General features: G+C 58.9%; 19 protein-coding genes and 2 riboswitches. Of the genes, 8 read left to right on the top strand and 11 right to left on the bottom strand.

Translation table 11 applies throughout. The features are described from left to right. Nucleotides 1-12 precede the first annotated feature (12 nt). The 3 genes from B3729_RS18775 to B3729_RS18765 all read left to right on the top strand — a co-directional run bounded on the left by B3729_RS18775 (nt 13) and on the right by B3729_RS18765 (nt 2,368). Nucleotides 13-885, top strand: coding sequence for a PHP domain-containing protein (locus B3729_RS18775; RefSeq protein WP_010798038.1), 873 nt, complete (start codon nt 13-15; stop codon nt 883-885). Continuing rightward, complete coding sequence (locus tag B3729_RS18770; protein WP_010798039.1) at nt 882-1,514, top strand: L-threonylcarbamoyladenylate synthase; 633 nt, start codon at nt 882-884, stop codon at nt 1,512-1,514. Before B3729_RS18775 ends, B3729_RS18770 begins: the two co-directional genes overlap by 4 nt. 119 nt (nt 1,515-1,633) lie before the next feature. Beyond that, nucleotides 1,634-2,368 carry a segregation and condensation protein A gene (locus tag B3729_RS18765; protein WP_167517283.1) on the top strand — a complete coding sequence of 245 codons (735 nt, stop codon included), beginning with the start codon at nt 1,634-1,636 and terminating at the stop codon, nt 2,366-2,368. Here the strand turns inward: B3729_RS18765 and B3729_RS18760 are convergent, their stop codons facing one another. The 11 genes from B3729_RS18760 to B3729_RS18710 form a co-directional block, all read right to left on the bottom strand. Further along, entirely contained in the window at nt 2,369-3,094 is a 726-nt protein-coding gene (locus B3729_RS18760) for a cobalt-precorrin-6A reductase (RefSeq protein WP_286788679.1), read from the bottom strand. Next, entirely contained in the window at nt 3,091-4,182 is a 1,092-nt protein-coding gene (locus B3729_RS18755; RefSeq protein WP_286788678.1) for a cobalt-precorrin-5B (C(1))-methyltransferase, read from the bottom strand. The genes B3729_RS18760 and B3729_RS18755 overlap by 4 nt, the downstream gene beginning before the upstream one ends. A 79-nt stretch (nt 4,183-4,261) precedes the next feature. Then, nucleotides 4,262-5,050 carry a precorrin-4 C(11)-methyltransferase gene (cobM, locus tag B3729_RS18750; protein ID WP_286788677.1) on the bottom strand — a complete coding sequence of 263 codons (789 nt, stop codon included), beginning with the start codon at nt 5,048-5,050 and terminating at the stop codon, nt 4,262-4,264. After that, nucleotides 5,047-5,811 (bottom strand): precorrin-3B C(17)-methyltransferase, encoded by a 765-nt coding sequence (gene cobJ, locus B3729_RS18745; RefSeq protein ID WP_122042739.1) that lies wholly within the window; start codon nt 5,809-5,811, stop codon nt 5,047-5,049. The genes cobM and cobJ overlap by 4 nt, the downstream gene beginning before the upstream one ends. Further along, nucleotides 5,808-6,572 (bottom strand): cobalamin biosynthesis protein, encoded by a 765-nt coding sequence (locus B3729_RS18740; RefSeq protein ID WP_197870279.1) that lies wholly within the window; start codon nt 6,570-6,572, stop codon nt 5,808-5,810. Before B3729_RS18740 ends, cobJ begins: the two co-directional genes overlap by 4 nt. Continuing rightward, entirely contained in the window at nt 6,566-7,264 is a 699-nt protein-coding gene (gene cobI / locus B3729_RS18735; protein WP_286788676.1) for a precorrin-2 C(20)-methyltransferase, read from the bottom strand. The genes B3729_RS18740 and cobI overlap by 7 nt, the downstream gene beginning before the upstream one ends. Continuing rightward, a complete protein-coding gene (gene cbiE / locus B3729_RS18730) occupies nt 7,261-8,523 on the bottom strand; it encodes a precorrin-6y C5,15-methyltransferase (decarboxylating) subunit CbiE (protein WP_286788675.1) in 1,263 nt (420 codons plus the stop codon). The genes cobI and cbiE overlap by 4 nt, the downstream gene beginning before the upstream one ends. Continuing rightward, the gene (locus B3729_RS18725) at nt 8,520-9,161 is read right to left on the bottom strand and encodes a precorrin-8X methylmutase (RefSeq protein WP_150347560.1); all 642 of its coding nucleotides are present in this window, start codon (nt 9,159-9,161) and stop codon (nt 8,520-8,522) included. Before B3729_RS18725 ends, cbiE begins: the two co-directional genes overlap by 4 nt. Nucleotides 9,162-9,165: 4 nt before the next feature. Next, entirely contained in the window at nt 9,166-10,194 is a 1,029-nt protein-coding gene (locus B3729_RS18720) for a sirohydrochlorin chelatase (RefSeq protein WP_286788674.1), read from the bottom strand. Continuing rightward, complete coding sequence (locus B3729_RS18715) at nt 10,194-10,880, bottom strand: CbtA family protein (protein WP_286788673.1); 687 nt, start codon at nt 10,878-10,880, stop codon at nt 10,194-10,196. Before B3729_RS18715 ends, B3729_RS18720 begins: the two co-directional genes overlap by 1 nt. A 9-nt stretch (nt 10,881-10,889) precedes the next feature. Continuing rightward, a complete protein-coding gene (locus tag B3729_RS18710; RefSeq protein ID WP_010798051.1) occupies nt 10,890-11,075 on the bottom strand; it encodes a CbtB domain-containing protein in 186 nt (61 codons plus the stop codon). 96 nt (nt 11,076-11,171) lie between these two features. After that, nucleotides 11,172-11,387: riboswitch (cobalamin riboswitch) on the bottom strand. 58 nt (nt 11,388-11,445) lie between these two features. Next, nucleotides 11,446-11,635, top strand: a riboswitch (cobalamin riboswitch). Nucleotides 11,636-11,758: 123 nt separating this feature from the next. Between B3729_RS18710 and cobW the strand changes: the two genes are divergently transcribed. The 5 genes from cobW (at nt 11,759) to B3729_RS18685 (ending at nt 19,697) form a co-directional block, all read left to right on the top strand. Further along, complete coding sequence (gene cobW, locus B3729_RS18705; protein ID WP_286788672.1) at nt 11,759-12,811, top strand: cobalamin biosynthesis protein CobW; 1,053 nt, start codon at nt 11,759-11,761, stop codon at nt 12,809-12,811. 4 nt (nt 12,812-12,815) lie between these two features. Then, on the top strand, nt 12,816-16,565 hold the full coding sequence (gene cobN / locus B3729_RS18700; protein ID WP_286788671.1) for a cobaltochelatase subunit CobN: 3,750 nt from the start codon (nt 12,816-12,818) through the stop codon (nt 16,563-16,565). A 42-nt stretch (nt 16,566-16,607) separates the two neighbouring features. Continuing rightward, the gene (locus B3729_RS18695; RefSeq protein WP_286788670.1) at nt 16,608-17,618 is read left to right on the top strand and encodes an ATP-binding protein; all 1,011 of its coding nucleotides are present in this window, start codon (nt 16,608-16,610) and stop codon (nt 17,616-17,618) included. Beyond that, nucleotides 17,600-18,304: a VWA domain-containing protein gene (locus B3729_RS18690; RefSeq protein ID WP_286788669.1), complete on the top strand. Its 705-nt coding sequence runs from the start codon at nt 17,600-17,602 to the stop codon at nt 18,302-18,304. Before B3729_RS18695 ends, B3729_RS18690 begins: the two co-directional genes overlap by 19 nt. Before the next feature lie 73 nt (nt 18,305-18,377). Continuing rightward, nucleotides 18,378-19,697 (top strand): DEAD/DEAH box helicase, encoded by a 1,320-nt coding sequence (locus tag B3729_RS18685; RefSeq protein ID WP_409438618.1) that lies wholly within the window; start codon nt 18,378-18,380, stop codon nt 19,695-19,697. Nucleotides 19,698-19,723: the final 26 nt, after the last annotated feature.

Genomic DNA, 19,723 nt, shown 5'->3' with positions numbered 1-19,723 from the left:
CGAGGAACCAGGATGCGTGTCGATCTGCACTGCCACAGTACGGCTTCTGATGGGACATTGGCCCCGGCCGAGGTGGTTGCACGCGCCTATGAGCGGGGCGTTCGGTTACTGGCCCTGACCGATCATGACACCCTGGAAGGATTTGCCGAGGCGCGACAGACGGCCGATAAGCTGGGACTGACGTTGCTGACAGGCGTTGAGCTCTCCTGTACCTGGGGCGGTGCGACCATCCATGTATTGGGCTACGGCTTTGACAGCGATTCTCCAGACTTGAAGCAGGCTCTGGAGGCCCTTTACACGGGGCGTTGGGCGCGGGCCGAAGAAATTGACCGGCGCTTGGCTGCCAAGGGCATGCCCGGGGCGCTTGAAGGCGCTCAGGCTATTCAGCAGGCGCTGGGTGATAGCCGTAATGCGCCTTCCCGCCCTCATTTCGCTGAGTTTCTAGTGCAGGCAGGTTATGTGAAGGACAGGGGCGAAGCATTCCGCAAATGGCTGGGCGGAGGCAAGATCGGTGATGTCAAGCAGCACTGGCCGACCTTGGAGGAAACAGTCACAACCCTGCGTGCGGCCAAGGCGTGGATCAGTCTGGCTCATCCATTGGCTTATGACTTTACACGGACTAAACGGCGCAAGCTGATCGGTGACTTCATTATGGCCGGCGGGCATGCCCTGGAAGTGGTCAATGGAGTCCAGCCGGCCGAACAGGTTGGCATGTTGGCAATTCTGGCGCGTGAGTTCGGTCTGATGGTTAGTGCCGGAAGTGATTTCCATACACCGAGTGACTGGTCTGACCTGGGCATGTACCGTCCGGTCCCTGAAGACCTGCCTCCGCTGTGGGCACGATTCGGCCATGCCATCTACCCAGCCAGTCAGGAGCCAACGTGAGCCAGTACATCGAGATACATCCGCAAAATCCCCAGCCGAGGCTGATCCGTCAAGCCGTGGATATCATTCAAAGCGGCGGCGTGATCGCTTATCCCACCGACTCGTCTTATGCATTGGGCTGTCGGATCGGTGAGAAAAATGCCGTAGAACGCATCCGGCGAATTCGCCAGCTGGACGATAAGCACAACTTCACTCTGGTATGCCGCGATCTTTCCGAGCTTGGTTTGTATGCCAAGGTCGACACGAGCACCTTTCGACTGATCAAGGCGCATACGCCAGGACCTTATACCTTTATTCTCAACGCCACCCGTGAGGTGCCACGCATTCTGCTGCATCCCAAGCGACGTACCATTGGTGTGCGGGTGCCCGAGCATCCCATCACTCAGGCGCTTCTGGAAGAGCTGGGGGAGCCGCTGATGAGTGTCAGCCTTATCATGCCCGGCGAGAAAGAGTCGCTATCCGACCCTTATGAGATGAGAGACCAGCTGGACCATCTCGTTGACCTGATCATTGATGGTGGAATGGGGGGACTTGAGCCCTCTACGGTGGTCAGCCTGACCGACAGCGAGCCGGAAGTTCTACGTGTTGGTGCTGGTGATCCAGAGCCGTTTGAGCGTGAGCGTGCATGAGCGAGCCAGGCAGTCCTGACGTGAACGAGCCTTCGGCACGCATAGAGGCGGCAGTACCGCTGGTTTACGGGCAGGCTTTTACCGAGCTGCCACAGGACTTGTATATCCCGCCAGATGCGCTGGAGGTCTTCCTCGAAGCCTTTGAGGGACCGCTTGACCTGCTGCTTTACCTGATCCGCAAACAGAATATCGATATTCTCGATATTCCAGTGGCTGAGATCACGCGGCAGTACATGGGTTATGTTGAACTCATGAAATCGGTTCGTCTGGAGCTTGCTGCAGAGTATCTGGTCATGGCAGCCATGCTGGCGGAGATCAAGTCGCGCATGTTGCTGCCTCGCTCTTCGGAGGTGGAAGAGGAAGAGGATGACCCTCGAGCTGAATTGATTCGCCGGTTGCAGGAGTACGAGCGCTTCAAAAAAGCTGCTGAGGATATAGATACTTTGCCTCGGGTAGGGCGTGACATTACGGTACCCACTTTACCGGCACCTGACGCCAAGGCGCGCAAACTCCTGCCAGATGTGGGGCTGAACGAGCTGATGCTGGCCATGAGTGAGGTTATGCGGCGGGCGGATCTCTTCGAGAGCCATCAGGTGTCACGGGAAGTCTTATCGACTCGTGAGCGCATGAGCGATGTGCTCGAACGCCTCAAGGGGGGGCAGTTCGTACCCTTTATTGCCTTGTTTACCGTCGAAGAAGGCCGTTTAGGCGTGGTGGTGACATTCATGGCTATCTTGGAGTTGGTAAAGGAATCGCTGATCGAATTGGTACAGAACGAGCCCTTTGCAGCGATTCATGTACGGGCCCGAGGCGAAGACGCGCCTGTTGCCGATGCAGATATTGCTCAGTCCTGACTACCGGCCTAGGCCTAGCGCCGTCATCAGGGAATCGATTGCAGTAAATGTCTGGTCCGCCTGTGGTAATGGGGGGCGAGCACGCATCAGGGCAGGAATTTTCAAGTCGCGCGCAGCGATCAGTTTAGCCTCGGTGGCGCTGCTGCCGCTGTTCTTGCATACAATCACCTCGATCTCTTGATCTTTCAACAAGGTGTATTCGTCTTCTATCCGGAATGGTCCTCGTGCGTTCAGGAGCGTAACGTTGGAACGACTCTGCTCCGAAGTGACCAGGCAGCGAACCCACCAGCGCTGGTGACGGGGTATCTCATCGATATGGGTTAGCGGCTCTCGCCCGAGCGCCATCAGGACGCGGGCAAAGGGATAAAGCTGGGCCGTCAGATCGGGCCAGTGATGCCATTCCCGCCAGTTATCACCCGCGCAAGGATGCCAGGCCGGACGATGCAGCACCCAGTATGGGATACCTGTTTGTCTAGCGGCTTTTTGAGCATGTCGGCTGATCTGTTCAGCGTACGGATGGGTCAGATCGAGCAGCAAATCAATTCGTTGTTCATGAATGAAACGAACTAGCCCATCGATACCGCCAAAGCCACCTACGTGGCAGCGGCAGGGTAAGTCATCGGGTATCTGACCCAGGCCAGCCAGGCTATAGATGGCATCAGCGGGAAGCTGATAGGCAAGGCGCAGACCTTCGCGAGTGCCGCCCAGCAGCAGAATTTTCTTCAAGACGCGCTCCCCATCAGATTGCCGGCGCGGTCGATGGCAAAAACGTCCAGTGCCGTGGCAGCGGGCAGTTTACTGAGCGCCACATTACGGGCGAGTCGGCAGATATGGTCAGCCAGGAGGAAACCGGCCTCATGAGAAAGCTTGAGCGCCTGTTGACTGGTAGTGCAGGAAGCAATAGCTGCTTGCAGGGAGGCACCTGCGCCGAGAGCTGCCGCCTGCTCAGCCAGCCAGGGCAGGTCTATGCTGGAGCTACGGCTGTGGAGATCCATGTGTCCGGCTGCCAATTTGCTGATCTTGCCAAAACCGCCACAGAGAGACAATCGTGGCACTGGAACGCGCTTGGTATGTTTTAAGACCGCGCCGACAAAATCTCCCATCTCGATCAAGGCAATTTCAGGCAGGCCGAAGTGGGTCCGCATGGCCGCCTCGCTGGCATTGCCGGTACACGCAGCCAAGTGAGACTCTCCATTGGCGCGGGCAACATCAATAGCCTGCTGAATTGAGGCGATATAGGCTGCACAGGAAAAGGGACGAACGATGCCGCTGGTACCCAGAATCGACAGCCCTCCCAGGATGCCCAGGCGGGCATTCATGGTCTTTTGCGCCAATACCTCACCGCTTTCAACGCCGATAGTCACTTGGAACCCGCCAGGGTAGCCAGCCTCAAGGGCGAGCCGCTCCAGATGGTGGCGCATCATCTGCCGGGGTACCGGGTTGATCGCGGGTTCACCAACCTCCAGTACCAGACCTGGTCGGGTTACTGTGCCAACACCAGGACCTGCTAGAAAGGTAATACCGGGCTCGGCTGTCAGCTCGACCTGAGCGAAAACCCGTGCGCCATGGGTAACGTCCGGGTCATCTCCAGCATCCTTGATGATCGAGGCGGTGGCACCCATAGCACTACGCTCGCAATGCTCGATACGAAGCAGAAGGGTTTTCCCGCCCTTGGGCAGATCAATGGTCAAGGCATCACAGGTTTCGCCACGCAAGAGCAGGCGTGCCGCTGCCAGGCTTGTGGCCGTGGCGCAGCTGCCTGTTGTAAAGCCGCTGCGCAGCGGACCTTTACGCTCGGGAGATTCCTCGCGCATGGGCGTTGAGTCGTCCTTCAGCCCACCACTGACATGAGTGCGTCAGGTTTGGAATGGACGAACGGGCAGGTGAACGGTCTCATGCAGGCGGCTCCTCGCTGGCTTTCTTGCGACGCTTGTATGCCGGACGATATACATGAGCCTTGTCCTCCCGGTAAAGAAAGGATTCGGAAAAATCATCTGGTGCCAGCACGCGCCCGACAAGAATCAGCGCCGTGCGGTGGAAGCCTTTGGCCCGAACTTTAGCCAGGATGTCTTCCAGCGTACCCATTACCCAGTCCTGATCCGGCCAGGTAGCTCGGTGCACCACAGCCACCGGGCAATCGGCGCCATAGTGCGGGATCAGGTCCTCGACAATCTTGTGCAGTCGGTTGATTCCCAGGTGTATGGCAAGGGTTGCGCCATGCCTAGCAAGGTCCGGCAGTTGCTCACCCTCGGGCATAGTTGTCTTGCCTGCATAGCGCGTGAGAATAATGGTTTGAGAGATATCCGGGAGCGTCAGTTCTGTACCGAGCAAGGCAGCGCAAGCAGACGTGGCTGTGACGCCCGGTATCACTTCGAACGGAATGTCCAGCTCACGTAAACGGCGAATCTGTTCGCCAATTGCGCCATAGAGTGACGGGTCGCCTGAATGCACGCGTGCTACATCCTGGCCCTTGGCGTGGGCAGCTTCGATCAGCGTCATGATTTCCGCCAGATGAAGCTCGGCAGTATTGATGACCTGTTCGGCTGTGTTGCCTTGGAGAACAGCCTCAGGGACCAGGGAGCCTGCATAGAGAATGACCGGGCAGCTGTGAATCAGTCGCTGGCCTTTGATGGTGATCAGCTCAGGGTCGCCAGGACCGGCGCCGATGAAATAAACCGTCATGCATCGGCTCCCAGTTTTTTGGCATAGCCGCGGGGCGTGTATACCCATTGGCCAACTCGGCGGGTTTCGCTGTTGCCCACCAGCACAATAGTCAGCATATCGACCTGAGCTGGGTCAAGTTCGCCTAGTGTAGTGACAGTGATCTGCTCTGTTGCCCGGGTAACGTTGCGACCGATAATGACAGGCGTGTCTGCTGGGCGTTTTTCCAGTAACAGCTCACGGGCACGTGCCAACTGCCAGGTACGCTTTTGGGAGACCGGGTTGTAGAAGGCCACCACAAAATCTCCTAGGCCTGCCGCACGGATGCGTGTCTCGATGGTTTCCCAAGGAGTGAGCAAGTCTGAAAGCGAGATAGTGCAGAAATCGTGGGCCAGTGGGGCGCCCACACGGCTGGCGCAGGCTTGCAGGGCTGAAATGCCGGGCACTACGGCAATCTCCACCTCGTGCCAGGCGGGCAGCGCCTCGTGCTCCAATAGCTCGAACACCAGAGTCGCCATGGCATAGATGCCTGCATCTCCGCTGGAAATCAGCGCCACGCTTCGGCCTTCGGCGGCCAGCTCCAGGGAGCGGCGGGCACGGCCGATTTCATCACCCAGTGGGCTATCGTGACGTGCCTTGCCGGCCACGATCTCGCCGAGCAGGTCGACGTAGAGCGGGTAGGCAACCAGGTCTGTAGCGCCTTCCAGCGCGCGGCTGGCAGCGGGGCTCAAGTGCTCCAGCCCGCCTGGGCCGGTACCAATGATAACTAAACGTCCAGTCATGAAGGATCCTGATAGGCGCGTGCAAGAGCAAAGGTCGCACGGGCGTTCTTGTGTTTGGGAATGATCAGCTCGGCCGGACCGCCCGTTACCTGCTCGGCCATTGCAAGGGCCGCTGCCTCTGCCACGCCATAGCAGCCCGTTTCGCGAAAAACGATAGCGGAGCGTTGAGTGAGCTGGTTTTCGTACCGGTTGAGCGTGTCGGCCTCAAAAAACCGAATAGGTACATTTAATGTTTCAGCCAATGCCAGCATGCCGACTTCGTCGTGTTTCAATGCGATGCTGGCGAAGCCATTGATGTCGGCTACGGTCAGCGAATGGGCAGCCAGGGTTTCTGTCATCAGTGTATGCAGAACTGATTCCGGGCAGCCTCGCTCGCATCCCAGGCCAGCAATGTAGAGAGGACGGGTGTAGCGCCGGGCACTGGTGATAACGCATTGAGCCTGCAGCTGCTCCGACCATTCCTGCGCCCAGGCGTTGGCGCCGCCTTCATGGCCGGACAGCAGGGGAATGATGAACCGACCGGCTTCATCCAACACCAGCACCGGCGGGTCGCGGTACTTGTCTTGCAATACTGGCGCCAGGGTGCGTACGGCGATACCGCTGGCGCAGATCAATGCCAGCCGATGTCCGGCCTGGAAGCGTTGCTGTACGATTTCGATAAAAGGCTGAGGACGATGCAGCCACTCGGCACTTCGATCCAGTAACTGCAAGCGTTGAGCGAGCGCAGCACCGGCATCCGTCAGACTGACGATGGTCAGCATGGCTGTGCCCCGATTAGGAACAAGGCAAAGTAGGGGCCTTGTTCTCCATCAGGCATCGCTTCATGGCATCGAATGATCCGCTGTGTGTCACGGCTGGCGTATTCGACATAAACGCTATCAGCGTCACGTCCGGTACGTCGCAGCAAGCGCAGGATTTCACCGTACTGGCGGCCGGGTTTCATGATCACGAGCGGTCCGGGCTCATGCAGGGCGCTGGCCAGCCGCTCCGGGCCGGCAGTGGCGGGTAGGATGCGCAGGCTTTGTTCGAGTCGCGTCAGCGGGTGACGCGCTGCAGCGGCGGCGGCCATGATCGAACTGATGCCCGGCACAATCTGGCAGGGAAACCGTTCGCCCAGCCGGTCATGTAGATAGATGAAGCTGCCAAACAGTAGAGGATCGCCTTCGCATAGAACCGCCACGTCCTGCCCACGCTCAAGCCGATGGGCAATATCAGCAGCAGCTTGATCATAGACAGATAGCGCCGCATCGCGCTGACGCTCGAACGGCATGTAAATAGGCAGCTCCAGCTGATCGATCAGGTGTTCCTGGGCAATGACCCGCGCCTGGGAGGCACCTTGCTGATTGGCAATATAGGCTACTACCGGACACTGCCGGATCAGGCGGGCAGCCTTGAAGGTAAGCAGCTCGGGGTCGCCGGGGCCGACACCGATGCCATAAAGTGTACCAGTCATGGTTTGATTCGCTTGAAAAGAAGTACAGGCAGGTGCGGGCGCATGAGGCGTTGACCGGCGAGACGGTCGCCTCTGGAAACGGCCAACTGGATCCATTCGTCGTCCTGGGCAGGCTCAATTTGTGAAAAACCATGCAAGGCCATACGCGCATCTTCGGTGACGGCACTGGCGATCAGGTGTCCTCCTGACGGAAGTCGAGCCCAGCATGCTTCAAGAATCGCAGCCAGATCACGGCCGCCACCGCCTACAAATACGACGGTCGGCGATGGCAGTTTAGCGATATGCTCAGGCGCACGGCCTTCATGAATATGCAGGTTCTTGATAACGCCGAAGCGGTCACGGTTCGTAGCAAGATGGGTGAGTCGCTCGGCGTGATACTCCAGGGCATGAACCTGCCCATAGGGGTTCCATCGGGCCCATTCCACCGCTACGCCACCACACCCTGCACCAATATCCCAGCCGATATCACCTGCACGGGGCTCAAGCAGCGAAAGAACACACAGCCGTACCTCGCGCTTGGTCAGCAGACCTCTGCCGGCCTCGTCACCGTCTGTGCTGAACGCGGCGTCGGTGATGCCCGGGAATTCAGGCAGTACGCCACCTGCACCTTGAGTCCTGAAGATCACGACGTTCAAGGGAGAAAAGACTTCAGTCGACTCACTGAGAAGGCTGGCCGTATGAGTGGACACACGTTCCTCATGGGTACCCAGGTTTTCTGCTACCCAAACGGTGGAATCACCAAAGCCTCCGGCAACCAGCTCGTCTGCGATCGCGGCAGGATGGCTGTGGGCATCGGTGAGCGTTGCAAACCAGCGGTTGACCTTCAGGGCGGCGCGCAGACTGGAAAGGGGACGACCATGCAGGCTGACCACTTCAGCCTCTTGCCAGGGTTGGCCGATCCGGGCAAAGGCGGCCTGGATACTGGACACTGCCGGATAAAAGCAAAGCTGCTCAGCGGTGAGGTGCTTGCGCAGATGTCCGCCAAGGCCATAAAAAAGCGGGTCGCCAGAGGCAAGCAGGACGATGCGCTGGCCGGAGTGCTCTGCCAGAAGCGACCAGAGCGCTGAAAACGGGCTAGGGAAATGGGCTCGGCGAGGAACATTGAGGCCTTGCTGCTCAAGCGCTTCGAAATGACGCGGTGCACCAATAACCAGTTCAGCCGAGTCCAGTGCCTGCCGCGCTTCGGCCGAAAGGGCTTCGCCTGCGAGCCCAAGGCCGATGACTTCCAGCGTAGGGCCATTCCAGGTTCGTTCGCTCACCAGCGTATCCCTTGCTGCACACGTGCCAGTGCATTGAGCGTAGCGGCGGCCAACGCGCTGCCGCCCCGTCGGCCACTGAGCGCTATCCACTCGATGCCGAGTGCTTGCCCATGAGCCATGAGCGCATCCTTGGATTCTGCTGCACCAATGAATCCAACCGGCATCCCGATGACAAGGGCGGGCCTGGGGCCACCCGATTCCAAGTGCTCAAGCAGTCTGAACAGGGCTGTCGGGGCGTTGCCAATGACTACAATGCTGCCGGGCAGATAGGGCTCCCACAGCGACAGCGCCACCATGCTGCGCGTTTCACCCGTTGCTTTTGCCAGTGCCGGGACACGCTCGTCATTCAAAAAGCATAAGGGACGTTCACCGAACAGGCGTCGGGTCAGGCCGTGCCTGACCATTTCGACATCACAGAGGATAGAGGCCTGCGCCTCCACGGCGGCAAGACCGGCTTCCATGGCATGTGGGCTGAAGTGCAGCGCTTCCACAATCTCCGGTTCGCCACAGGTGTGTACCAGGCGCATGGCAATCTGCGCCTGGTCAGGGTCAAAGCGGCTGAGGTCGGTCAATGTCCTGATCTGTTCAAAGGACTGACGCTCGATGGCCTCCGGGTCGCGCTGATAATCGAAGGGCATGCAATCAATCCGCCGGGGTCAGTTTCTGAACAGCTTTGAGCGGCGCTGCCTGGGCAGGTGACAGAGCATGATCATGACTGTGGCCATGTTCATGATCATGGTGGTGATGACCATGATGGTGATGATGGTGGTGGTCATGATCGGCATCGGTGCCAATACCGCGCACATGGTGGTGGTGTCCGAACTGGGGAGCACCGACACGGTCTTCGAAGCCGATGATCTGCTCGCGGTAATGGCAAAGCTGGCAGTTCATGTTGCCAGTGCCTTCCTCGGTTTCATGGAGTTTGTCCACCAACGCCTCGATGACCAAGGGATGGTCGTTGAGATAACCGGCCTTGACAACCCGTACCTCGGGATGCGCCTCGGCATAGGCATCTACGTCTGCATAGATGCGATCGATCAGGCGTCCTGTGAAAAGGAAGTAGGGGAATACGATGACATTGCGGTAGCCCAGGCGATGCACGACAGGCAGCGCGTCGGCTACCAGCGGCTTGGTTACGCCGGAATAGCAGGTCTCGGCCCAGGCGAAGCCCATGCCTTCCCACAGGAAGCGCGTGATCTTGGTGATGTTGGAGTTGGCGTCAGCATCGGACGCGCCTCGCCCGACAACGACCAGAAGGGTTTCATCGCGACGGTAATCATCGCCAAACTGCGCTTCGGCCGCCTCGATACGATCGCGTGCAGCGCGCATCATCTTGGCGTTGACGCCCAGTTCCACTCCGTAGGTGATCTTGACTTCCGGGTTCGCGGCCATGAACTCGTTGAGTTCGCTGGGAATGTCGTTCTTGGCATGGCCGGCGGCCATCAGCATGCCAGGAATGGCGGTAATGTTGCGAGCACCTTCTGCGATCAGCTTGTTAAGGCCTTCAGCAATGGTCGGGCGGGCGAATTCGAGAAAGCCTGTGGTGCACAGACGATCCGGAAAGCGGCTCTTGAGGTGTTCGGCGAGGCGGAAGAACTCTTCGACGCCCGGCCTGCTGCGAGTGCCATGCCCCACGACGAGAATGGCGGGTGCGCTGTTACTTAATGTCATCAGGTATTCTCAGCTGTATCACGGGTGTAGAACCAGGCGCTCAGCCAGCCCAGCACAATCCAGAAAACGGCATTGGAAACAAGTGCTGCCAACTGGAAATGTTGCTGCAGGAATTCAGGGGCCAGGCTTGCCTGTTCGGCAGGTTGTGGTGCGCCAATTATATGGGGCAGCGCAAAAAGGGCCAATGCGGCCAGACGCAACACCCTATGGCGGGTGAAAAATAGCAGGGCCAGGGCGCAGGCTGTGGCAGCCGCGGTGCCGATCCACCAGCCTTGCCGTGCGGTCAGTTCAGCCGCTGCGGTGCCGGGCAGTTCCGGTGGCAGCCCCAGGGAGGGCGCAAGACAAAAGGTCAGATAGCCAGTAGCGCCCCAAAGCAAGCCATGCCAGGCGTGGCGTGGGGCTCGTAACGTAAACAGGCCTGCCAATATCAGGCTGAATCCAACCGAAACGACCAGGTTGCCGCCGAGTGTCGAAAGCGTTCGTTGCCAGCCGTCTTCAGGCGCCCAGGCCTCGTCGTCATGGTGGTGAGCAGGCGTGTCAGCGGCATGCGCGTGCGCTTCACCCGCTACCTCATAGGTTTCGGCTTCCAGGATCAGCGGCGTGATCCAAAGATTCTGCAGTACGCTCAGGAGCAGTGCCGCCAGTAGTCCGGCAAAGCCGGCTGTAAAGGCAATCCGTTTGTACATGTCACAGCCTCAATGGCAGGGGAAGCCTTCACTATGACGGGTGTCATGAGCGCCATTATGAATGGCGTCGATGTGTGAGAAGCCGGCTAGAAAGACCAGGCCTGCTCCCAACACGCACGCCAGGGCGGCGGCAGTCAGGCGTTGAGTCAGGGTGCCGGATGCCGTAGGCACATGAGACAGGGATTGGCTATTCATGGATTCCCTCCTAGGAGTGTGGCGAGGATGAGGGAACGCACGAAGGCGCGGTCGCTTGCGCGCCACGCCATTCAGCTGCGCCCGCCCACCGCGGGTTGCTCAATCGTCAATCAGGCCGGTCTCCGGACTTGTGAAGGGGGTGGAGCAAGGTGCTCCAACGCCTGCAAGATCGGCCTTCCCATGCTCTACAGCCGAGCACAGTGGATATCGATCTACACTCACGTACCGTTGCGGGGGCAGTGCCGGACTTGAACCGGCTTCCCGTTTCACCGCCACGAACCGCGTGGCGACACCTGAAATCAGGCGCAAGCAGACCACGAACACGGGCGAAGCGTCAACTTCATCGATTGACACTCCAGAGTGGCGCTCGTAGCCTTTGCGCCTTCAGGGTGCTTTGGCACATGACCAAAGCTAAGAGGGAATGCGGTGCGAGACCGCAGCTGCCCCCGCAACTGTAAACGGTTGTTTAATCGATGCTTTTCAGGAAGCCACTGCTCTTGGGCGGGAAGGCGAGAAGCGTTGCCGTGAGCCAGGAGACCTGCCTTGAACACATTTCAGAATGCGGCTGCACGTGTGAGCCGTATTCTTTCCGACAACCGGGCGGGGTGATCCGGTGTGGCGTCTGGACTGCGTATGAGCGCGTCTTCGTCATGCCTGCCTGTCCCTTTTTCATAAGGCAGCTCATGAAAACCTTGGCCAAGATTCCTGTCACAATCATTACCGGCTTTCTCGGCGCCGGCAAAACCACATTGCTGCGCCATATTCTGGAAAATGCCCAAGGGCGGCGCATTGCCGTCATTGTGAATGAATTCGGTGAGCTGGGTATCGACGGTGAAATCCTGAAGCAGTGCAGCATCGGATGTACCGAAGAAGAAGCCGCAGGCCGGGTATTCGAGCTGGCTAACGGCTGTCTGTGCTGTACCGTGCAGGAAGAGTTCTTTCCGGTGATGCGCGACTTGGTGGCCCGACGTGCCGATATCGACCACATCCTGATCGAGACGTCTGGCCTGGCGCTGCCCAAGCCACTCGTACAAGCCTTCCAGTGGCCGGAAATCCGTAATGCATGCACCGTGGATGCCGTTGTCACCGTGGTGGATAGCCCGGCGGTTGCCCTGGGTACGTTTGCGGCCTATCCCGAAAAAGTCGATGCCCAGCGTCAGCTGGACCCCAACCTGGATCACGAGTCCCCACTGCATGAGCTGTTCGAGGATCAACTGGCAAGCGCCGATCTGGTCATCCTGAACAAGGTCGACCAGATGCCGCAAATGGCCCTGGCGGCCGTGCGTAGCCAGATCGAGAGCGAATTGCCAGCGTCCGTGAAAATCATCGAAGCGAGCAATGGGCAGCTGCCGTTGTCTGTCCTGCTGGGGCTGAATGCCGAGGCCGAGCTGCATATCGACTCGCGAAAGACGCATCACGACCATGAGCCTCATGAGGAGCATGATCATGACGAATTCGACTCGTTTGCGGTCGATCTGCCAGAGGTAGAGGAGAGTGTCTTGCTGGACGCATTGACCGGGCTGGTGCAGCGCCACGGCATCCTGCGTATCAAGGGCTTCGTCGCCATCAAGGCCAAGCCGATGCGCCTGCTGGTGCAAGGGGTAGGTACCCGCTTCGACAAGCACTTCGATCGTGCCTGGAAGGCGGATGAGGTTCGGCAGACACGTCTGGTCGTGATTGGCCAGGATCTGGATCAGGCTGCCATCAGCGCTGAACTCCGCAGCGTACTGGCTTAATACGATGCATCTCCTCAGGACTCAGCCCGGCGGCTTTACTCCCGACGACGGAATCGCTCATCTTGCACAGACCCCGGGTGACCTAGTGATCCTGTGCAGTGCCGATTCTCATCTAGCGTTGCTGGCCGAAGCGGCGTGTGGGCTGCCTGAGGACTTTCCAAGCCTGCGCTTGGCCAACCCCATGCAGCTGATGAATCATGCCTCGGTCGATCTGTATGTCGATGAGGTGCTTCAGCATGCCAAAGTCATCATTGTCTCGTTGCTGGGCGGGGCGGCGTATTGGCGCTACGGTGTAGATCAGTTGGCCCAGCTGGCCGCACAAGGTGCCAGGCTGATTCTTGTACCCGGAGATGACAAACCCGATCCTGAGCTAATGGCGTTGGGTAACTCTTCCGTTGAGGATGCCGAGCGGATCTGGCAGTACCTGCGACAGGGCGGCATGGATAATGCCCGCATGTTGTATCGCTTCATCGGCCAGCGATGGTTTGGACATGAGGCGGTGTGGGTCGAGCCTCAGCCGCTACCGCGTGTTGTGGTGTATGCGCCAGAGCGTGATAAAGATAAGGCGCTGGGCTCGTGGCAGCAGCGTTGGCAGGAGGATGGGCCGGTAGCAGCCCTATTGTTCTACCGCAGTCATCTACAAGCGGCCAATATAGGGTTCATCGATACGTTCTGCGAAGCGTTGATAGCTCAAGGGATCAATCCGTTACCTGTTGCCGTAGCCAGTCTCAAGGACCCGGAGTGCCTTGCTGAGGTCGAGGCGCTGCTGGAGGCGACAGAGACCGAGCTGATCATCAATACGACAGGTTTTGCCCAGTCCAATCCGGATTCCCCTCATCTTCGCCCGTTCCGTCGCGATGTGCCGGTATTACAGGCTATTTGTGCCCAGGATAACGAGTCGGGATGGCGGGAGAACGCCCAAGGACTTGGCCCACGCGATCTGGCGATGCACATTGCCTTACCGGAACTGGATGGGCGGATCATCACGCGCCCCGTCAGTTTTAAAGGTTTGGCCTGGCGAGATGAGCGCAGCCAGAGCGATGTGGTGTGTTATCAGCCCGCTCATGAGCGAATGGCGTTTGTGGCTGAACTGGCTCGGCGCTGGATCATGTTGGCTCGATTGCCAAATAGTGAAAAGCGTACCGCCTTGATCCTGGCCAATTACCCGACCCGGGACGGCCGGATTGGTAATGGTGTAGGGCTGGATACGCCTGCCGCTGCACTCAATATTCTCAAAGCGCTGGAGACCGAAGGGTATCCGGTTGAACATTTGCCCGAGAGCGGAACAGCCCTGGTCCATTCTCTACTGGGCGGCGTGACGAATGATCTGGGAAGCCTGGATCTACGGCCATGCCACCAAAGCCTGGGGATGGAGGACTACCTGCGCTTTTTCGCCGAATTGCCGCAGGTGAACCAGGACGCGGTGCGGGAACGCTGGGGCGATCCCGAGCAGGACCCCATGTTTCGCCGCGGCCGCATGATGGTTGCCGGGCTGCGGTTCGGACTGACGTTTGTAGGTATCCAGCCGGCGCGGGGCTATCACCTTGATCCCAGTGCGGTTTACCACGATCCGGATCTTGTACCGCCGCATGGGTATCTGGCGTTCTATTTTTGGCTGAGGCACGTCTATCGCGCCCATGCGCTGGTGCATGTCGGCAAGCATGGCAACCTTGAGTGGCTTCCAGGGAAGGGTGTTGGTCTGTCTGAAACCTGTTGGCCAGATGCCATGCTTGGCCCAACGCCCAACATTTATCCTTTCATTGTCAATGATCCGGGCGAAGGGGCGCAGGCCAAGCGTCGTACCCAGGCGGTTATCATCGATCATCTGATGCCTCCGCTGACGCGCGCCGAGAGCTATGGGCCTTTGCGCGATCTTGAGCGGCTTGCCGATGAGTTCTATGAAGCGCAACTGCTTGATCCGCGTCGCGCCCGCGAGCTGCAAGGCGATATCGCACAGCTGTTACGCCGCACCAGTCTGGACCAGGAGCTGAAACTCTCGGATACCGAAGCACCCGAAGACTGGTTACCCAAGGTAGACGCCTACCTGTGCGATCTGAAGGAATCGCAAATCCGCGACGGGCTCCATATCTTTGGTGAGTCTCCGCAGGAGCGCCTGCGGCTTGATACCCTGCTGGCGTTGGTTCGTATTCCCCGCGGTAACGGGCAGGGCGGTAATGCCAGCCTGCTTCAGGCATTGGCTAAAGACCTGAGCCTGAATATTGATCCCCTTGATGCTGCGTTGGGAGAGCCCTGGCCTGGGCCGCACCCTGAAGCGTTACGGGCAGTCAGTACGGAGCCTTGGCGTATCGCCGGTGACACGCGTGAGCGCCTGGAATTACTGGCCGGTCGACTGATTGAGCAGGCACTGGGCGGTGAGTTGAATGAGGCGCAGTGGCCCTATGCGGGGCTGGTGCTGGCCCAGCTCAAAAGCCATATAGCACCGCTTCTTGACGCCTGCGGTCCGGCGGAAATCGCAGGAATCATCAGTGCATTGGCAGGACGGTTCGTCCCGGCAGGCGCCAGCGGAGCACCTAGTCGAGGCCGTCTGGATGTGTTGCCTACAGGCCGCAATTTCTATTCGGTAGACGTCCGCAACCTGCCAACCCAAACGGCATGGCGGATCGGTTGGCAATCAGCCAACCTGTTACTGGAGCGCCATTTGCAGGATCATGGGGATTACCTGCGGCAGCTGGGGCTGTCCGTTTGGGGAACCGCTACCATGCGAACAGGTGGCGACGATATCGCCCAGGCCATGGCACTGTTGGGCGTGCGTCCCGTCTGGCAGGCGGGTAGTCAGCGTGTCAGTGATTTCGAGATCCTTCCATTGACTATTCTGGACCGGCCACGTGTAGACGTCACGCTACGGGTTTCAGGCTTTTTCCGTGATGCCTTTGCCAACCTGATTCGGCTATTCGATGCTGCGGTACAGGCCGTGGCAACGTTGGACGAGCCGGAGGATATGAATCCATTGGCCGCCCGGGTCCGTGAGGAGCAGCGTGTCCTCGAAGCGAAGGGGCTGGCGACGGACGAGGCGCGGCGCCAAGCTGGTTGGCGGGTATTTGGTTCCAAGCCCGGCGCCTATGGGGCGGGTCTGCAAGGCCCGATCGATGAGCGTCAGTGGCAATCTCGCGATGATCTGGCGGAGGTATACCTTAATTGGGGCGGCTACGCCTATGGCGCAGATGACCCAGGCACGCCTGCACGGGAGCGCTTCGTCGAGCGGCTCGGCCATTTACAGGCTGTCTTGCACAACCAGGATAACCGTGAGCACGATCTGCTGGATTCGGACGACTACTATCAATTCCAGGGTGGCATGCTGGCCGCCGCAGAGACATTGCAGGGCGAGGCAGTAGCGTCTTATCACGGCGACCACAGTCAGCCGGAGTCGCCTCGTATCCGTACACTCAAGGAAGAGCTCAACCGCGTCATTCGTTCCCGGGCTGCTAATCCCAAATGGATCGATGGCGTGAAGCGGCATGGATACAAAGGTGCTTTTGAGCTTGCAGCCACGGTGGACTATCTGTTTGCCTTCGACGCTACGACAGCGTTGATCGATGACCACCAGTATGCGCTGTTGGCCGATGCCTATGTGCTCGATCCGGCCACCCGCGAATTCATCCAGCAACACAATCCTGATGCCTTACGAGAAATGACCGAGCGATTGCTGGAGGCCCAACAACGCGGGCTCTGGCAGGAGCCGGGGCATTATCGGGAAGCGCTAGAAAACATTCTGATGGACAGCGAGGAAAGCTAAGTAGATGTTTCCTCATAATACCAGCCCATTAATGAGCCCTCTATGACTGATACTCCGCAATTTCCTTTGGCTGCCATTGTAGGAGCCGACTCCTTGAAGTTGGCGCTTTGCCTCAATGCGATTGATCCGGGTATCGGTGGGGTATTGATCGAAGGTCCGCGCGGTATGGCGAAGTCCACCCTGGCTCGCGGCGTAGCCGCCCTGATGCCGGGTGGTTCATTCGTGACCTTGCCATTGGGGGCCAGCGAAGAGCGTATTACCGGCACACTCGACCTGAACGCCGCCCTGGGTGAAAAGCGCGCTGCATTTTCACCTGGCGTGTTGGCCAAGGCGGATGGCGGAGTGTTGTATGTGGATGAGGTCAATCTGCTGCCGGATCATCTGGTTGACCTGTTGTTGGACGTAGCCGCCAGTGGTGTAAACACCGTGGAGCGCGACGGGATTTCCCATCGGCATCCGGCGCGCTTTGTACTGATTGGCACCATGAACCCGGAGGAGGGGGAGTTACGCCCCCAATTACTAGATCGGTTTGGTTTTAATGTGGTGCTGAATGCCCATCCTGCGCCAGCGGAGCGAGCCGAGATCATGCGCCGCCGTCTGGCGTTCGACCTTGATCCGCCCGGTTTTATTGCCAGTTGGGCCGGAAGCCAGGCGGACCTTGTCGAGCGCTGCCAGGCTGCACGTAGCCGGTTGGCAGGGGTCGCACTGGATGATCTGTCACTGTCGCGTATTGCCGAGCGCTGTTTTGCAGCGGCAGTGGATGGCATGCGTGCGGATCTGGTATGGCTAAGGGCAGCACGCGCCCATGCGGCTTGGCGCGGCAGCGAGATAATTATCGAAGATGATATCGATGCGGTGGAAGAATTCGCGCTGCGTCATCGACGACGACAGCAACCCCCTTCGGAGTTACCGCCACCACCATCTTCTGATCGTCCCGTCTCCGAACCTTCTTTAAGCCATTCGAAGAGTGAAGGGCAATGGGGTGAACTACCGCCTCAGGCGACGGCGATTGGCGAAAAACGCTCAGGTGAGGGTTGGCCAAAAAAGCGCTGAGCATTCGCCCGCGTGTAACCCAAGTGGCGGATGCTCGACCTTTACCGGGGAAGGCCAGTAGTGGTCGGCACGGTGCTTCTCGCACAGGTGAGGCAGGGGCAGTTGCCTGGGTACCGACTCTGCTGAAGGGGCTTCCTCGACGTGAGGCTGACCTGATACGCCGGCCTCGCTCTCAGTCGCCACGAGAGCATTGGTTGTTCATTGTTGATGCCTCGGCGTCCATGCGGCGTCATGGCGCCTTGGTGCAAGCCAAAGGCGTATTGCTGGGTTTTCTCGAGCAGGCTTACCGTGCACGGGCAAGCGTAGCGGTGCTGGGCGCAACAGGCGTACAGCCGCACTGGCTTGCCCAGGCTCGTCGAGCCAGTCAGCAGGTTCCGGGTTGGCTTGCAGACCTGGGTGCAGGGGGCGGTACTCCCTTGCTTGAATCTCTGAAGCACGCACATGAGTGGCTAAAGCAACACCAATGTCGTCTCGGCAATGAGCCGGTAAGTGTCGTTGTGATGACCGATGGCCGGGTACGCGCCTGGACCTCATTGCCTCGTCTTGATGCGTCTGTCCTTGTCATCGATACCGAGCGTGCTCCGGTTCGCGTTGGACGTGCGCGTCAGCTGGCAGCTGATCTACAAGCCGTCTACTGCCACGTCGATGAGCTACCCATTGGGAAGCTGAAACATCCGCTGCGCTAAATAAGGCAGCGATTTTGTTGCGTAACCGGTAGGCTATACAGCAGAACTACGATTTTCTTTGAGGTATGCGTCCTTGTTTTCCGATTTCGACCTGCACGAGCGTCTGCTCAAGGCACTGGACACGCTGAAATTCAAAAAGCCCACGCCGGTTCAGGAGGCCGCCATCGGCCCGGCACTGGATGGGCGAGACCTGCGTGTGACTGCCCGTACCGGCAGTGGCAAGACGGCTGCCTTTGTCCTGCCGATTCTGCATCGTCTGTTGTCCGAGCCCAAACCCCAGGTGGGTGCTCGGGTGTTGATATTGTTGCCTACCCGTGAGCTGGCCCAGCAGACGCTCAAGGAAGTCGAGCGGTTTGCCCAGTTCACGTTTCTAAAGGCCGGACTCATTACCGGAGGTGAGGGGTTCAAGGAGCAGGCCGCGGCGATGCGCAAGAATCCCGAGATTCTTATCGGAACGCCCGGACGGCTGATCGAGCATCTAAATGGCGGTAGCCTTGAGTTGGACGATGTCGATTTTCTCGTCCTGGACGAAGCCGACCGGATGCTTGACATGGGTTTCTCCGAAGATGTGCTCAAACTGGCCGACGCGTGCACTTCAGAGTCCCGACAAACGTTGCTGTTCTCGGCTACCAGCGGCGGTAGCTCCCTGCGTACTGTCATAGAACATGTCCTGCGTGAGCCGGAAGTGCTCATGCTTGATCGCACCGGGGAACTCAACGAGGCGGTCACCCAGCAGATCATCACTGCCGATGACGTGGCTCACAAGGAGCGCCTGCTGCAATGGTTGCTGGTCCACGAGACCTATCGCAAGGCCATTGTCTTTACCAATACCCGTGTACAGGCCGACCGCCTAGGCGGCGTGTTGACCGCCAGCAACATCAAGGTGTTCGTTCTGCATGGCGAAAAGGACCAGAAAGACCGCAAGCTGGCGATGGAGCGCTTAAAGCAGGGCGCCGTGTCCGTGCTGGTTGCTACGGATGTAGCGGCCCGTGGCCTGGATGTGGAAGGCATGGATCTGGTCATTAACTTTGATATGCCGCGCAGCGGGGATGAGTATGTCCACCGTATTGGCCGTACCGGACGTGCCGGCGAGGCGGGCATGGCAATTTCGTTGATCTGCCATACCGACTGGAACCTGATGTCCAGCATCGAACGCTACCTGAAACTGCGTTTCGAGCGGCGCGTGGTGCAACCGCTTAAAGGCACCTATCAAGGGCCGAAGAAGCTCAAGGCGTCTGGCAAGGCTGCCAGCACCAAGAAGAAAAAGACCGACACCAAGAAGCCAGTGACGAAAGCCAAGACATCGCCACGGCCCAAGCGCCCCAGCGCTTCCAAGGTGGTCAGCCAGGATGGCATGGCGCCTCTGCGGCGTAAGAAGACGGACGCGGAATAAACGAATTGGCCCTGTTGATTACAGGG

It is taken from the genome of Pseudomonas sp. UBA3149 (assembly GCF_002364655.1).
Lineage (GTDB): Bacteria > Pseudomonadota > Gammaproteobacteria > Pseudomonadales > Pseudomonadaceae > Chryseomonas > Chryseomonas luteola.
The sequence above is the reverse complement of the archived record's forward strand: the minus strand, read 5'-3'. Positions and strand labels throughout refer to the sequence as shown.

What these genes read in the sequence shown, in the direction of transcription:
- B3729_RS18775 (WP_010798038.1), top strand. Translation starts at nt 13, where the DNA reads ATGCGTGTCGATCTGCACTGCCACAGTACGGCTTCTGATGGGACATTG.
- B3729_RS18755 (WP_286788678.1), bottom strand. Translation starts at nt 4,182, where the DNA reads ATGCGCGAGGAATCTCCCGAGCGTAAAGGTCCGCTGCGCAGCGGCTTT.
- cobM (WP_286788677.1), bottom strand. Translation starts at nt 5,050, where the DNA reads ATGACGGTTTATTTCATCGGCGCCGGTCCTGGCGACCCTGAGCTGATC.
- cobJ (WP_122042739.1), bottom strand. Translation starts at nt 5,811, where the DNA reads ATGACTGGACGTTTAGTTATCATTGGTACCGGCCCAGGCGGGCTGGAG.
- B3729_RS18740 (WP_197870279.1), bottom strand. Translation starts at nt 6,572, where the DNA reads ATGCTGACCATCGTCAGTCTGACGGATGCCGGTGCTGCGCTCGCTCAA.
- cobI (WP_286788676.1), bottom strand. Translation starts at nt 7,264, where the DNA reads ATGACTGGTACACTTTATGGCATCGGTGTCGGCCCCGGCGACCCCGAG.
- B3729_RS18725 (WP_150347560.1), bottom strand. Translation starts at nt 9,161, where the DNA reads ATGCCCTTCGATTATCAGCGCGACCCGGAGGCCATCGAGCGTCAGTCC.
- B3729_RS18720 (WP_286788674.1), bottom strand. Translation starts at nt 10,194, where the DNA reads ATGACATTAAGTAACAGCGCACCCGCCATTCTCGTCGTGGGGCATGGC.
- B3729_RS18715 (WP_286788673.1), bottom strand. Translation starts at nt 10,880, where the DNA reads ATGTACAAACGGATTGCCTTTACAGCCGGCTTTGCCGGACTACTGGCG.
- B3729_RS18710 (WP_010798051.1), bottom strand. Translation starts at nt 11,075, where the DNA reads ATGAATAGCCAATCCCTGTCTCATGTGCCTACGGCATCCGGCACCCTG.
- cobW (WP_286788672.1), top strand. Translation starts at nt 11,759, where the DNA reads ATGAAAACCTTGGCCAAGATTCCTGTCACAATCATTACCGGCTTTCTC.
- cobN (WP_286788671.1), top strand. Translation starts at nt 12,816, where the DNA reads ATGCATCTCCTCAGGACTCAGCCCGGCGGCTTTACTCCCGACGACGGA.
- B3729_RS18695 (WP_286788670.1), top strand. Translation starts at nt 16,608, where the DNA reads ATGACTGATACTCCGCAATTTCCTTTGGCTGCCATTGTAGGAGCCGAC.